Genomic DNA, 15,097 nt, shown 5'->3' on the forward strand with positions numbered 1-15,097 from the left:
AGGCGGGGGTTATATTTTCAATATATATTGAATTTTTCGTTCAGTATAAGTACACTGGATTTAGAAAGGTAGGTGAATCAAGAATGCTCTGCACTCTCAAGATTAAATTAATGCCAACTCTTGAACAGTTTCATGCGCTGCTGGAAACAATGAAACGGTTTAACCAAGCATGCAACTATATTAGCGAGATTGCTTTTCGCTCCAGAACCTTTTCCAAAACGAAAATCCAGCGGCTTTGCTACTATGACGTCAGGGAAAAATTTGGCCTCTCTGCCCAAATGACCGTTCGTGCCATCGGCAAAGTGTCGGAAAGCTATCGTTTGGATAAAAAAACCTTGCATAACTTTAAAGAAACCGGTGCCATCGTGTATGATGAAAGAATCCTGTCCTTTAAAGGGTTAGAGTATGCTTCCATCCTTACCTTGCAAGGAAGAATGGAAATCCCTATGGTTATTAGCCGCTACCATCAAGGTTTGCTGTGCGGCAACCGTGTTCGGGGTCAAGCCGATTTAGTCCTTCAAAACGGTATTTTTTATTTACTGCTCGTGGTGGACGTTCCCGAAGGCCAGCCCAATTCCGAAAACGGATTTATCGGTGTGGACCTTGGCATCATTAATATCGCCGTCGATAGCACCGGTGAGGTATTTTCCGGCTCGAAGGTCAACGGGCTGCGCCGCCGCCATGCGAAACTTCGCGCCAAACTCCAAAAGAAAGGCACCAAGTCAGCGAAACGCCTGCTTAAAAAGCGTTCCAAGAAGGAAAAACTATTTGCCCGTGATGTGAACCACTGCATTAGTAAGAAGATTGTTGAAAAGGCAAAGGCACTCGGATGCGGCATTGCCCTTGAAGATTTAAAGGGCATCCGCCAACGCACCGAGAAAACGGTTAAAAAGCAACAGCGTCGTCAACACTCTTCTTGGTCTTTTTATCAGTTGAGAAAGTTTATTGAGTATAAAGCGGCGATCGCTGGCGTGCCGGTGGTATTGGTTCATCCAAAAAATACTTCCCGCACCTGTCCGGTTTGCGGACATGTGGCCAAAGAAAACAGACCGTCAAGGGATCAGTTTTGTTGTCGAGCTTGTGGGTACGCTGCCCCTGCCGACAACGTGGCTGCGGAAAACATCCGCAGGGCTGCTGTCAACCAGCCGAACGCGGCAGCCAATTAGGCTAGTTGCAAGCCCACGGCTTTAGCCGTTGGGTAGTTGACTATGTCGTAAATAAAGGAAAAAATCAATCGCCGTGCTAGGTGGTCTTTTTGGGCCAGATCGTCCAGTTTCATCGAAGTTTCGGTATAGAGCCGAGGTGGGAGAGGTTCATGTATCGTATGCATTTCAAGGGACGATTTTTGCCGGATGGGATGGAAAAACAACCTTTTACCTTTATCATGAAGACAACAGCTAGCATAACGAATACAATTTAATAAAAAAGATGAATGTAAAGGAGGCGGGCAGAATGAAAGTGTCTTTGGATATTGACAGCGATTACGCTGAGACAATCGTGACCATTCACTGTAAGGAAGTAGATGACACGATTAAAGAAATTCTTGATTTTTTAAAAGGGATGGAGACGGAATTTATTGTCGGAAAAAATGGTGATATGCATTATATATTAAAGCCAAATGAGATCCATTTTTTTCGTGCTCATGGGGATAGCATCGAGGCGGTGACAGCCGAGGGAACATTTAAATTGAAGGAAAAGCTGTATGAGCTCGAAAAATTGCTTCCCTCTAACAAGTTTGTTCGCATTTCTAAGTCGGTCATTGTAAATCTCTATGAGTTGAGCCGGTTTGAAGCATCGTTCAATGGCACTTTATGCGTTTATTTTAAATCAGGAGTGAAAGAGTACGTTTCTCGACGTTATGTTCATGCCATCAAAAAAGCATTAAAAATGAATAGGGGGAAAAAAGAATGAAAAAATTCTTATACAGAAGCATCATCGGGATATTGATCGGTTCCTTTATCGCAGTAGTGGTAACTAGCTCTATCATCTATTTCGGTCATTTCCCTGTCATTAATGGTGAAGAATTTATAAAAAACTCATTTGGAAGCATATTTTGTGGATGGTTTTTTGCCGTATCTTCGCTTTATTTTGAATTAGAATCGCTCCGTCTGTCGCAACAAACGGCATTGCACTTTGTTACAGTAATTGTTTTATATTTTATCCTGTCCTTGGGAATTGGGTGGATCCCGTTTGATTTGAAAAACATCCTTATTTCAGCAGCTATATTTATTGTAGTCTATTTAGTTATATGGGGTTGCTACTATTTATATTTTAAAAACTTAGCAAATCAAATGAATGAAGATTTAGAGAAAATATAAATAAATATCCCCTTCAGTCAGGATCGGATTTTCACAGTTTGGTCCTTTGTTTGCTGATGCGGATAAAAAAACATTAATAATAAAAGTGAAATAGGAGAGGAGTTGAAATGAACAATGGCAAACAAGCAAATGACTGCAGATGAAATTTTGGAAGCGATCCAAAAAATGAGCAATGAAGAACGTTGGAAATTGCTTGATAAGATGTACGACCTGTATTATTCCAAAGAGCATTTGATAATAAAAGCAAAACGTAAATATTTAGAAGAGGACGACTATTGACGAGCAAGCCTAAGCTAATTGCCTAGGCTTTTCTTTTTTTGTTCATTATGAAATTTATTACATTAATGTTATATATTTTACAATATTAAATCATTTTGCTTTCATTTATACTAAACTCGTATATTTATATTATTTTACTATGGGGATTATTTTATGAAAAAATTGATTCCTTTTGCTGTTGCGGCATTCCTTGCCATCGCAACATTGCCTGCTTCTGCTTTTGCGATTGAATCCAATGATCCTGAGCTCCAAAGCTATCTAAACGAGATCGGTATGACCCAGGAAGAGCTGAAAGAATATTTAGACTACGATGGCTACACATTAGAAGATTTTCAAGATGTCGATGAGCTTGGCGATGTATTGACAGAAGAAAATTTACAACAATTGCTTGAAGATTATGGCTTAACGAAAGAGGAATTAAAACAACTTCTTATCGATAAAACGGTCGCTGGAGAGTTTACCTACAAAGTCCGTAAAGTGCGAATTGTAGACGCCGATGACAGAACCGTGATTGTGCCAAAGCCAAAAGCCATATTAACCGTATCCACGTGCTATCCATTCGGCTACATCGGCGCAGCACCGAAGCGGTATATCCTTGTCGCTAACTTAGTGGAGGCAAGGAATTGATGTCTTATCCCTTTATCTCTATCAAATGTGAGTCGAAAATCCTTTCACATGAAAAAACCCCACAGAGTTTCTGTGGGGTTTTTTAGTTGGTATCATTTGCCTCGAAGGTTTATTTGACTTACATTTTTGTTTTCGTTTTCTGAAGCAAAAACTCTTTTCCATAGCTGCCGTGATCGTGAATCATCGCATGCTCAACCTGGATGGTCGTATGTTTGATTCCGTATTTTTTGTTTAGCATCTCGTTAATGGCCAAGATGACACAAAACGGCTGGATATGCTCGCTGATAAATACGTGTGCGGTTAATGAATAGTGGTCGGTGGAAACGGCCCATAAGTGCATGTCGTGTACATCTTCGACTCCTTCGACTTGACGGATGTCCTCTCTAATCTGGTCGAGATGAAACTGATCAGGCACCGCTTCCATTAAAATGAGATACGATTCGCGAATAATTTTTGCCCCGCCTGTGAAGATGATGGCAGCAATAATAATGCTGATAAGCGGGTCGAAAAAATAAAAACCAGTAAAATAAATGAGTATTGCTGAAATAATGACACCGATGGAGCTAAGAAGATCTCCGATAAAATGCCATAAGGCGCTTTTAATATTTAAGTTTTCCTCTTCTTTTGTACTTCGGCTAAGGACAATGGTCAATATGAGATTCACAATGAAACCAATCGAGGAAATAGTCAGCATTAAGCGAAAATCGATTGGTTCGGGAGAAATGAATCGTTTAATCCCTTCCCAAAAAATCCAAATGGAAATAATAGCCAACGTAAGACCGTTTAAAAAGGACGTAATAATTTCAAATCGCAAATAGCCGAACGTAAATCGATGATTTGGCGGACGCGTGGCAAGGTAAAGAGCGATCATGCTAAGCCCAAGCGCCAATACGTCAGATGCCATATGGGCAGAGTCGGAAAGCAAAGCCAAGGAATTAGATAATAGTCCTCCAATAATTTCCACAATCGTAAAAAACAATGTTAAACCAAGAGTGATCCAAAGCGTTTTTTTGGATTGATTTTGCGTTTTTACATGAGGAAGATGGTGATAATCGTATTGGATTGGTGACATGGCACACCTCTACTTTATAATAATTATTAGTTTATATATATTATAATATAATCATCTAAAATTGTGCAAAAAAATTTTTCGGCTCGTTTTGTTGGAAAATATCAAAAAATAGAAAATTTTTTCTCAAGGAATTTATACACCGTTGTGGAATATAAGTATCAACAGCAAGAAAATTTAGGAAAGGACGCGATGCAGATTGATCTCCGTCAGTCCCACTGATTTAGAAATTTATTTATTTCATGAAGGCAGCTTATATAAAAGTTATGAATTGTTTGGTGCACATGTGATAAAGAAAAACGGCATGGTTGGAACTCGATTTTGTGTGTGGGCTCCGCATGCGCGGGAAGTGCGGTTAGTCGGCAGTTTTAATGAATGGAACGGAACTAATTTTAACCTGATGAAAGCAAATGATCAAGGCGTATGGATGATTTTTATTCCCGAAAACTTAGAAGGGCATTTATATAAATATGAGATTAAAACTAGCGATGGGAATGTCCTGCTCAAATCGGATCCATATGCGTTTTACTCCGAATTGCGCCCCCATACTGCCTCCATTGTCTACAACATAAAAGGATATCAATGGAATGACCAAGCATGGCGACGAAAGAAGCGGCAAAAACGAATTTATGATCAGCCTTTATTTATTTATGAGCTCCACTTTGGTTCATGGAAAAAGAAGGAGGATGGCAGTTTTTATACATATCAAGAGATGGCGGATGAGCTAATCCCTTATGTTCTTGAACATGGCTTTACTCATATTGAATTGCTTCCGCTTGTCGAGCATCCGCTCGACCGCTCTTGGGGATATCAGGGAATAGGTTATTATTCAGCAACAAGCCGTTACGGGACACCGCATGATTTGATGCATTTTATTGACCGCTGCCACCAAGCGGGAATCGGTGTGATTATCGATTGGGTCCCTGGCCACTTTTGTAAAGATTCCCATGGGTTATATATGTTTGATGGCGCACCGGCATATGAATATGCCAATATGCAAGACCGAGAAAATTACGTGTGGGGAACGGCGAATTTTGATCTTGGCAGGCCGGAAGTTCGCAGTTTTTTAATTTCCAATGCGTTATTTTGGATGGAATATTTCCATGTGGATGGATTTCGAGTGGACGCAGTAGCAAATATGCTATATTGGCCAAATAGTGATGTACTGCATAAGAATCCGTATGCTGTGCAGTTTCTGCAAAAATTAAATGAAACCGTATTTGCGTATGACCCAAGCATTTTAATGATTGCCGAAGATTCGACAGACTGGCCGCGCGTCACTGCCCCAACGTACGACGGAGGGTTGGGATTTAACTATAAATGGAACATGGGATGGATGAACGATATTTTAACTTATATGGAAACTGCCCCAGAGCAGCGAAAATACGTGCACAATAAAGTAACATTTTCCCTCTTGTACGCGTATTCAGAAAATTTCATTTTACCTTTTTCCCATGACGAGGTCGTACATGGAAAAAAATCGCTGTTAAATAAAATGCCGGGGACATATGAGGAAAAGTTTGCGCAATTAAGGTTGCTGTATGGATATTTGTTGACACATCCCGGTAAGAAGTTATTGTTTATGGGCGGTGAATTTGCTCAATTTGATGAATGGAAAGATTTAGAGCAGCTTGATTGGGTGCTTTTTAATTTTGATCTGCATCGGAATATGAATATTTATGTGAAACAATTATTGAAATGTTATAAGCGCCATAAACCTCTTTATGAGCTAGATCATTCTCCAGATGGGTTTGAGTGGATTGATGTTCATAATGCTGAACAATGCATTTTCTCATTTGTTCGCAGGGGAAAAAAAGAAAACGATTTACTTGTTATTGTTTGCAACTTCACCAATAAAGTGTACTACGATTATAAAGTTGGCGTACCGCTGTTTGCTGCATATCGAGAAATAATCAATAGCGATGCAGTCGAGTTCGGGGGATGGGGGAATATCAATGCGAAGCCGATTGCAGCGGTCAAAGAGCCGTTTCATGGAAAACCGTATCACATTCGGATGACGATTCCGCCGTTTGGCATTTCTATTTTAAGACCAGTAAAAAAACGAGGGGAGAGAAACATTAATGGTAAAGAAAAAGTGCATCGCCATGTTATTGGCAGGAGGGCAAGGTAGCCGTCTATGCTCATTGACGGAAAACATTGCAAAGCCAGCGGTTCCATTTGGCGGAAAATATCGAATTATTGATTTTACATTGAGCAACTGCACAAATTCCGGCATCGATGCGGTCGGGGTATTAACGCAATATCAGCCGCTTTTATTACACTCTTATATCGGTATTGGCAGCGCTTGGGATTTAGACAGGAAAAATGGCGGTGTCACCGTTCTCCCTCCTTATTCCGTATCGTCTGGTGTGAAATGGTATGAAGGAACGGCAAACGCCGTTTATCAAAATATCAATTACATTGAACAATATGATCCGGATTACGTGCTAGTGTTATCAGGCGACCATATTTATAAAATGGATTATCGAAAAATGTTGGATTATCATATTGCGAAACAAGCGGATGTAACCATTTCTGTTATTGAAGTGCCTTGGGCAGAGGCAAGCCGGTTCGGCATTATGAATACCAATGAACAAATGGAAATTATTGAATTTGAAGAAAAACCGGCGAATCCGAAAAACAACCTTGCTTCGATGGGTATTTATATGTTTAACTGGCCGCTTTTAAAAGAATATTTGCAAATAGACAACGAAAATCCATATTCCAGCCACGACTTTGGAAAAGATGTGATTCCGTTATTGCTTCGGGAGAAGAAGCGGCTTGTTGCCTATCCATTTAAAGGCTATTGGAAAGATGTTGGAACGGTACAAAGTTTATGGGAGGCCAATATGGATTTATTGGACGAAGAAAATGAATTAAATTTATTTGACCATTCATGGCGGATTTATTCTGTCAATCCGAATCAGCCGCCACAATACATTTCCGATGAGGCCGTCGTCATTAATTCGCTTGTGAACGAGGGATGCATGGTGGAAGGGAATGTCGAGCATTCCGTATTATTTCAAGGGGTTCATGTCGGGAAAGGAGCAATCGTGAAAGATTGCGTCATTATGCCAGATGCGGTGATTGGCGAGGGGGTATATATCGAAAGAGCGATCGTGCCGCCGGACGTAGAGATTCCGCCACATTCAGTTATTTGCTCCGATGATATTCTTCTTGTTACAAAGGAATGGTTAACAGAACGGAAAATGGAAGATATTCGGAAAGGATGAGCAACAGTGAATAATAAATGGATGCTGGGAGTTATTGACGCAACAACGTATATCGAGCCGCTTCAACCGTTAACATTGCACCGCTCTGTTGCAGCTGTGCCGTTTGCGGGGAGATATCGATTAATCGATTTTGTATTGTCGAGTATGGTTCATTCGGGAATTGAGAGTGTGGCGATTTTTCCAAAATATCAATACCGCTCATTAATGGATCATTTAGGGTCAGGGAAAAATTGGGATTTAAACCGAAAACGGGACGGACTGTTTTTCTTCCCATCTCCAGATTTATCGATTCCAATGCATCACGTTGGAGCATTCGCCCATTTTGAACAACATATTGACTATTTTTTGCGCAGCAGACAAAAATATGCCGTTATTTGCAATAGTTATACGATTTGCAATATCGATTATGAAGCGGTGTTAGAGCGCCATATTGCAAACGAATGTGATATTACCGAAGTTCGTTATAAAGGGCGTTCGCTTGAAATGTTTGTGTTAGAGACATCATTGTTGCTCGATTTAATCGCTAATCACCGAAATACCGGCTATTACAGTATTGTAGATGTTGTTCGCGACCATCGCCATTCCTTAAAAATTTGTGACTATGAACACGACGGATACGCAGCTGTTATTGATTCGATTGAAAGTTATTTTCGGCATAGTATGGAATTGCTAAATAAAGATGTTTGGCAGCAGTTGTTTATCCAGTCACGTCCGATTTATACGAAAGTGAAAGATGAACCGCCAACGAAATATACAGAAAAAGCGGTCGTGAAAAATTCGATGATTGCCAATGGATGCATTATCGAAGGCCATGTGGAAAACAGCATCATTTTTCGTTCCGTGAAAATTGGAAAAGGAACGGTCATAAAAAATAGCATTATTATGCAAAAAAGCCAAATTGGCGATCATTGTGAACTAGATTGCGTCATTGTTGATAAAGATGCGAAAGTAGAAAATAACGTTTCTTTACGTGGAACAAAGCGGGCGCCATTTGTGATTCGTAAAGGAATGGTACAAGGAGAGTTGATCAACCGGTGAATGTATTATTTGTCGTGTCGGAATGCGTACCGTTTGTAAAGTCTGGAGGATTAGCGGACGTTGCCGGAGCATTGCCGAAACAATTGCGAAAATTAGGCATAGACATTCGGGTAATCATGCCAAAATATGAAACAATTGCAGAAAAATATAAAAAAGAAATGAAAAAAATTGCCGAGTTTGTGGTAAGAGTTGGATGGAGACGGCAATATTGCGGAATTGAAAAGTTTGAATACGAAGGAGTTATTTATTATTTTGTGGACAATGAATACTACTTTAAGCGCCATCAGTTATACGGACATTATGATGATGGAGAACGGTTTTCGTATTTTTGCCGCGCTGTTTTAGACGCGCTTCCTGTGATTCCGTTTCGTCCAGATATTATTCATTGCCACGATTGGCATACCGGCATGATCCCTTTTTTATTGCGCGAAGAATATCGAAAAAATTCATTTTATGAACGAATCCGCACCGTGTTTACGATTCATAATTTACAGTTTCAAGGAATTTTTCCACGCGAAATTTTAGGAGATTTATTGAATTTAAGTGACCGTTATTTTACGATTGAGTATTTAGAGTTTTATGGGAATGTGAGCTTTATGAAGGGAGCGCTTGTTTCTGCCGATATTATTACAACGGTCAGTCCGACATACAAAGAAGAAATTCAGACGGAATATTACGGAGAGCGGCTCGATGGTCTATTACGGGCGCGCCAGCGTGATTTAATCGGAATTTTAAACGGTATCGACGATGAAATGTATAATCCGAAAAAGGATCCATTTATTGCGGTGCCATACGATATACATACTATTACTAGAAAACAAATGAATAAACGCGCACTTCAACAATATTTTGGTTTATCGATAAGGGAAGACGTCCCGGTCATTGCGATGGTAACCCGTTTGACAGAGCAAAAAGGGATGGATTTAGTCAAGTGCGTTTTCCATGAAATTATTGCCGAAGATGTTCAATTCATTTTGCTAGGGATGGGTGACAAAAAGTTTGAGCAATTTTTCTATGATATGGCGGCAACGTATCCAGATAAAGCAAAAGTGTGTATCGGCTTTAACGAAGAGTTAGCACATAAAATTTACGCGGGAGCTGATCTATTTTTAATGCCATCTAAATTTGAACCGTGCGGTCTCAGCCAAATGATTGCTCTTCGATACGGAACGATTCCGATTGTGCGGGAAACGGGAGGATTAAACGATACGGTACAATCGTATAATGAGTTTACGGGAGAAGGGAATGGGTTTAGTTTTACGAACTTCAATGCCCATGATATGTTATATACCATTCGCCGCGCGCTTACGTTTTATAAGGAAAAACAAATATGGGAAAAGCTAATGAAAGAAGCAATGAGCCGTGATTATAGCTGGCGGCAATCAGCGTTTAAGTATAACCGAGTATATGCAGATTTAATGGCTGGGAGTGAACATCATGTTCTCGAATAAAGAAGAATTTAAAAAAACGTTTTTAAAACGGCTTGAGATGCTGTGCGGCAAACGGTTTGAAGAATCAACACTGCGTGATCAATATAATACATTAGGAAACATGGTTCGTGAATATATTAGCCAAAACTGGATTCAGACGAATGAGCGAAATCGTGCGCGAAAGCAGAAGCAAGTATATTATTTGTCGATTGAATTTTTGTTAGGACGCCTCCTTGGCAGCAATTTGCTTAACCTTGGCATTCGCAATGTCGTGGAAGAAGGGCTGAACGATTTAGGAATTCGCTTGGATGATATGGAAGAAGTCGAGGCGGATGCGGGGCTAGGCAATGGCGGTCTTGGCCGCCTTGCTGCGTGTTTTTTAGATTCGCTTGCTTCTCTTGATTTGCCTGGTCACGGTTGTGGAATTCGCTATAAACATGGGCTTTTTGACCAAAAAATTGTTGATGGATATCAAGTCGAGCTGCCAGAACAATGGCTGCGCCACGGAAATGTATGGGAAATTAGAAAAGAGGAATTAGCGGTTGAAGTGAATTTTTTGGGAAAAGTGGAAATATCCAACCAAAACGGCCGTCTGACATTCCGCCATATTGACAGTGAGAAAGTAATGGCGGTTCCATATGATATGCCAGTCATCGGTTATGATACGAAAACAGTGAATACGCTGCGGCTTTGGAGCGCAGAACCAGCAAAAACCTTTCCGCCTCATAAAAGCGTGATGCAATACAAACGGGAAACAGAGGCGATTTCAGAATTTTTATATCCTGATGATACCCATGACGAAGGGAAAATTTTGCGATTAAAACAACAATATTTTCTTGTTGCTGCAAGCGTTGGCAGCATCGTTCGCGCCCATCGCCGCCAGCATGGGCACCTGTATGAGCTGCATAAGCATGTGGCGATTCATGTGAATGATACTCATCCGGTGTTAGCGATTCCCGAACTGATGAGGATTTTATTAGATGAAGAAGGAATGAGCTGGGAAGATGCCTGGCATATTACGACAAATACGATTTCTTATACGAACCATACGACATTATCGGAGGCGTTAGAGAAATGGCCGATTCGTATTTTCCAGCCGCTGTTGCCGCGCATTTACATGATTGTGGAGGAGATTAATGAGCGATTTTGCCGCGAACTTTGGAATCATTATCCCGGCGATTGGAAGCGAATTGAAGAGATGGCGATTATCGCACACGGTCTTGTGAAAATGGCGCATTTAGCGATTGTTGGCAGCCATAGTGTGAACGGAGTGGCAAAATTGCATTCGGAAATTTTAAAGAAGCGGGAAATGAAGCGGTTTTACGAGTTCCAGCCGCAAAAATTTAATAACAAGACGAATGGAGTGACGCACCGGCGTTGGCTGTTAAAGGCGAATCCAGAGCTTTCTTCGTTAATTACAAAGGCGATCGGCACCAGTTGGATAAAAGAACCGCAAGCATTAATTCATTTAAAGCCATATGCTTTTGATTCGTCGTTTCTGCAGGAACTCGCAAACGTCAAGCAGCAGCGCAAAGCGAAATTAGCGAAGCGCATTTATGAAAAGACGGGGATCGTCGTGAATGAATCATCGATTTTTGATGTACAAGTAAAACGGCTCCATGCTTATAAGCGGCAATTGTTAAATGTTCTCCACATTATGTATCTGTATAACCGCCTGAAAGAAGATTCGAGCTTTTCAATTTATCCGCGCACATTTATTTTTGGCGCCAAAGCTTCCCCTGGATACTATTATGCAAAACGGATTATTAAGCTTATTCATTCTGTCGCTGAAAAAGTGAATAATGATAAAAAGACAAACGAACAATTAAAAGTGATTTTTTTAGAAAACTATCGCGTTTCACTAGCGGAAGAAATTTTTCCAGCGGCGGATGTAAGCGAGCAAATTTCAACGGCCAGCAAAGAAGCATCCGGCACCGGTAATATGAAATTTATGATGAATGGAGCGATTACGCTTGGAACGCTCGATGGAGCGAATATTGAAATATTGGAGGCGGTCGGGGAAGAAAATATATTCATCTTTGGGCTTACTGCGGAAGAAGTGTTAAACTACTATCAAAATGGCGGATACCGCGCGCACGAATATTATCATCACGATAAACGGATTAAGCAGGTCGTCGATCAGTTAGTCAACGGATTTTTTCCAGATGTCCATGACCATTTTGAGCCGATTTATGATTCGCTTTTAACACAAAACGATGAATATTTTGTGCTGCGTGATTTTGCATCATATGTGGAAACACAAGAAAAAGTAGAAGAGGCGTATAGGCAGCGTGAACGATGGCTGAAAATGAGCGCGATTAACATTGCTCATTCTGGTTGTTTTTCCAGTGACCGGACGGTTCAGGAGTATGCAAATGAAATATGGAATATTCATCCGTTGAATAAATAAAAAAAGAGAGGTTTTTCGCCTCTCTCTTAATCATCTCCATCGAACCAATCGCCAATGCTGCCGAGAACGCTTCCTTCTCCGACAGAGCGGCCTCCCGAGCTTGGAGCGGCGGCAATAATTCGGTCGGCAAGCCGGCTGAATGGAAGCGACTGCACCCAAACGGTTCCCGGACCGGTTAATGTTGCAAAAAACAACCCTTCGCCGCTAAAAAAGGCGGTTTTAATTTTGCCTACATATTCGATGTCATAATCGACCTCTTTTGTCATGGCAACTAAACAGCCGGTATCGATGCGCAATTTCTCACCAGGCTCTAGCTGACGCTTGTAAATGGTTCCGCCTGCATGTAAAAAGGCAAGGCCGTCTCCTTCGAGTTTTTGCATAATAAATCCTTCTCCACCGAAAAAGCCAGTGCCAAGTTTACGTTGAAAATCGATGCCGACGGAAACGCCTTTCGCCGCACAAAGGAAGGAATCTTTTTGGCAAATCACTTTGCCGCCAAGTTCGCTCAAATCCACTGGAATAATTTTCCCTGGATATGGAGCGGCAAACGAGACGCGGCGTTTTTCTGCGCTGTTGTTTGTAAACACGGTCATAAATAAGCTTTCGCCTGTCAACAGTCGTTTTCCCGCTCCAACTAATTTGTTGAAAAACCCTTTTCCAGAATCAGTGCCATCTCCAAAGATCGTCTCCATCGTAATGCCATCTTCCATCATCATCATGCCGCCAGCTTCCGCGATGACGCTCTCTTGGGGATCTAATTCAATTTCAACAAATTGCATATCGTCTCCATATAGCCTGTAGTCGATTTCATGGGCATTCATTGTCTTCACCTCAATATCATTGTTTCTTTGGTACATATTCTCTATACGAGTTTAGATCCCTTTTTGTTTCAAAAAAAGACCATCATTGTCGATGGTCTTCTTTTTCTGTATAAGGGTCTTTTTCATATGCTGGCAAATCGCCGATATTGGACATGATTCCTTCATCGTCCAAAATATTTTCCAGCTGTTCGTGTTCTCTTGTTGGATATACTTTCACATTTTTTCCATATAAATCTACCGCCGCAAAATTTTCCAATTCCTCGACATAACCGACATGTTCTTCTGATTCAGCGTATACTTCCCCATAATAGTCGACATTTTTCCCTAAATCGGAAGGAGTATCGGATGAGCCATAGCGTGCTACTTCTTGCCAGGCATCTTCCGCATCATATGCTACTGATTCGTTGCGGTCATCGAAATCAAATTTTCCAAATGGAGGAATCAACACTCCTTCTTCGAGCGGCCGCTTTTGAGAAACCGTTTGATCAGAGCTATGTTCCTTACAAAACGTTGTTGTCGGCAATGCTTCGAGCCGTTCGTACGGAATTGGCTTTCCGCAAACTTCGCATGTGCCGTACGTGCCGTTTCGAATGGCCTCCAGTGCATGTTCAATTTCCTTTAATTCTCGTTCTGTATGTTCGTTTAGCGCCAAATCTTTTTCGCGTTCGTATAGCTCCGTTGCTTCATCCGCCGGATGGTTGTCAAAGCTAGAAAGCTCGCCGACTGAGTCATGGGCATGGCTTCGTTCTTTGCCAAAATGGTCATTATGACGTAAACGTTCTTCAATATCTTGTTTTGCCTTAAGAAGCTGCATCTGGAAGGCAGATAACTGTTTGTGTGTTAACATATTTCATAACTCCTTCCTAAAAATAAACCGTTTATCTTGTAGTATGAACGAAAAATAAAAAAAAACACGGTTCATTCAGACCGTGTTACAACCAATAGCTAATAAGCAAACCAATTGCCAATAGAAAGCCAAACTGTGTATTCGTTTGTGCTGTTGCTTTCATCGCCGGCATCATTTCAATCGGCTTTGTTTTGCCGATAAATCCTTTCGTCGCTGTAATCGCTTTTGGCACGCTGAAAAAGACGAGCAACGTCCAGACGGAAACAAGGTGGAAAAGGACTAAGCCAATCATCCAAATAAACGATATGGCAAACATGCCGGCAAGAATGCGAATCGCATTGTTTCGTCCGACTAAAATTGCTAATGTTTTTCGCCCGTTCTCTTTGTCTCCATCGAGATCGCGAATGTTGTTTGCCAGCAAAATCGCTCCGACTAAAATGGCAATCGGAACAGAAATCAAAATCGCTGTCTTTGTCACTTCTCCAGTTTGAATGAAAAAGGAAATTAAAATGATAACTAGTCCCATAAAAAATCCGGCAGCAAGCTCCCCAAACGGGGTATACGCAATTGGTACAGGACCGCCTGTATAGAAATATCCAGCCGCCATACAAATGGAACCGATCAGTGCAAGCCACCAGCTGCTATTCATGCAAATATAGACACCAATTAACATTGCGATGGCGAAAAAGGAAATAGCTAGATGTAAAACTGCTTTTGGATGAATTCCTTCGCGGACAATCGCCCCGCCAATCCCTACGGATTCTGGCGAGTCAAGCCCGCGTTTAAAGTCATAATATTCGTTAAACATATTTGTTGCGGCTTGAATGAATAAAGAAGCTACAAGCATTGCAATAAATAGCGAAAAGCGAATATTTGTTTCATGAACTGCTAATGCTGTGCCAATACAAACGGGAACAAAAGCGGCTGTCAATGTATGCGGACGCGTTAACCTCCACCAAACACGCCAATCGCGGCGGCGATTGACCGGCGGAAAACGACGATCTGTTTGCAATGACGAGTGCATA

Annotated in this window: 14 protein-coding genes; 10 read left to right on the forward strand and 4 right to left on the reverse strand. The window is 41.2% G+C overall.

The window, feature by feature from the left end; genetic code table 11:
• The first annotated feature begins 83 nt into the window (after window positions 1-83).
• From FNL97_RS03210 to FNL97_RS18285, 5 genes are all read left to right on the forward strand, one after another.
• Window positions 84-1,166, forward strand: coding sequence for an RNA-guided endonuclease InsQ/TnpB family protein (locus tag FNL97_RS03210; RefSeq protein WP_015863580.1), 1,083 nt, complete (start codon window positions 84-86; stop codon window positions 1,164-1,166).
• 286 nt (window positions 1,167-1,452) lie between these two features.
• Window positions 1,453-1,911 (forward strand): LytTR family DNA-binding domain-containing protein, encoded by a 459-nt coding sequence (locus FNL97_RS03215; protein WP_047818056.1) that lies wholly within the window; start codon window positions 1,453-1,455, stop codon window positions 1,909-1,911.
• A complete protein-coding gene (locus FNL97_RS03220) occupies window positions 1,908-2,318 on the forward strand; it encodes a DUF3021 domain-containing protein (RefSeq protein WP_015864898.1) in 411 nt (136 codons plus the stop codon). Before FNL97_RS03215 ends, FNL97_RS03220 begins: the two co-directional genes overlap by 4 nt.
• A 114-nt stretch (window positions 2,319-2,432) precedes the next feature.
• Entirely contained in the window at window positions 2,433-2,597 is a 165-nt protein-coding gene (locus FNL97_RS17885; protein WP_015864897.1) for a hypothetical protein, read from the forward strand.
• A gap of 153 nt (window positions 2,598-2,750) precedes the next feature.
• The gene (locus FNL97_RS18285) at window positions 2,751-3,224 is read left to right on the forward strand and encodes a processed acidic surface protein (protein WP_143415028.1); all 474 of its coding nucleotides are present in this window, start codon (window positions 2,751-2,753) and stop codon (window positions 3,222-3,224) included.
• Between the two features lie 118 nt (window positions 3,225-3,342).
• On the opposite strand, the gene FNL97_RS03230 is transcribed toward FNL97_RS18285, so the two are convergent.
• A complete protein-coding gene (locus FNL97_RS03230; RefSeq protein ID WP_062677567.1) occupies window positions 3,343-4,296 on the reverse strand; it encodes a cation diffusion facilitator family transporter in 954 nt (317 codons plus the stop codon).
• A 196-nt stretch (window positions 4,297-4,492) separates the two neighbouring features.
• Here FNL97_RS03230 and glgB point away from each other — a divergent pair, with 196 nt between their 5' ends.
• From glgB to FNL97_RS03255, 5 genes are read left to right on the forward strand one after another with little or no spacing between them, the layout of a single operon-like run.
• Window positions 4,493-6,424, forward strand: coding sequence for a 1,4-alpha-glucan branching enzyme (gene glgB, locus FNL97_RS03235; RefSeq protein WP_143415029.1), 1,932 nt, complete (start codon window positions 4,493-4,495; stop codon window positions 6,422-6,424).
• On the forward strand, window positions 6,375-7,526 hold the full coding sequence (locus FNL97_RS03240; RefSeq protein WP_143415030.1) for a glucose-1-phosphate adenylyltransferase: 1,152 nt from the start codon (window positions 6,375-6,377) through the stop codon (window positions 7,524-7,526). Before glgB ends, FNL97_RS03240 begins: the two co-directional genes overlap by 50 nt.
• A gap of 6 nt (window positions 7,527-7,532) precedes the next feature.
• A complete protein-coding gene (gene glgD / locus FNL97_RS03245; protein ID WP_143415031.1) occupies window positions 7,533-8,564 on the forward strand; it encodes a glucose-1-phosphate adenylyltransferase subunit GlgD in 1,032 nt (343 codons plus the stop codon).
• A complete protein-coding gene (gene glgA / locus FNL97_RS03250; RefSeq protein WP_143415032.1) occupies window positions 8,561-10,015 on the forward strand; it encodes a glycogen synthase GlgA in 1,455 nt (484 codons plus the stop codon). The genes glgD and glgA overlap by 4 nt, the downstream gene beginning before the upstream one ends.
• On the forward strand, window positions 10,002-12,404 hold the full coding sequence (locus FNL97_RS03255) for a glycogen/starch/alpha-glucan phosphorylase (protein ID WP_143415033.1): 2,403 nt from the start codon (window positions 10,002-10,004) through the stop codon (window positions 12,402-12,404). The genes glgA and FNL97_RS03255 overlap by 14 nt, the downstream gene beginning before the upstream one ends.
• Before the next feature lie 26 nt (window positions 12,405-12,430).
• Here FNL97_RS03255 and FNL97_RS03260 read toward each other — a convergent pair whose 3' ends face one another.
• The 3 genes from FNL97_RS03260 to FNL97_RS03270 all read right to left on the reverse strand — a co-directional run bounded on the left by FNL97_RS03260 (window position 12,431) and on the right by FNL97_RS03270 (window position 15,096).
• Window positions 12,431-13,225: a TIGR00266 family protein gene (locus FNL97_RS03260; protein ID WP_143415034.1), complete on the reverse strand. Its 795-nt coding sequence runs from the start codon at window positions 13,223-13,225 to the stop codon at window positions 12,431-12,433.
• Between the two features lie 82 nt (window positions 13,226-13,307).
• A complete protein-coding gene (locus FNL97_RS03265; protein WP_143415035.1) occupies window positions 13,308-14,072 on the reverse strand; it encodes a yteA family sporulation protein in 765 nt (254 codons plus the stop codon).
• A gap of 85 nt (window positions 14,073-14,157) precedes the next feature.
• Window positions 14,158-15,096 carry a 1,4-dihydroxy-2-naphthoate polyprenyltransferase gene (locus FNL97_RS03270; protein ID WP_143415036.1) on the reverse strand — a complete coding sequence of 313 codons (939 nt, stop codon included), beginning with the start codon at window positions 15,094-15,096 and terminating at the stop codon, window positions 14,158-14,160.
• Window position 15,097 lies beyond the last annotated feature (1 nt).

This window comes from Geobacillus sp. E263 (assembly GCF_007197795.1).
Taxonomy (GTDB): domain Bacteria; phylum Bacillota; class Bacilli; order Bacillales; family Anoxybacillaceae; genus Parageobacillus_B; species Parageobacillus_B toebii.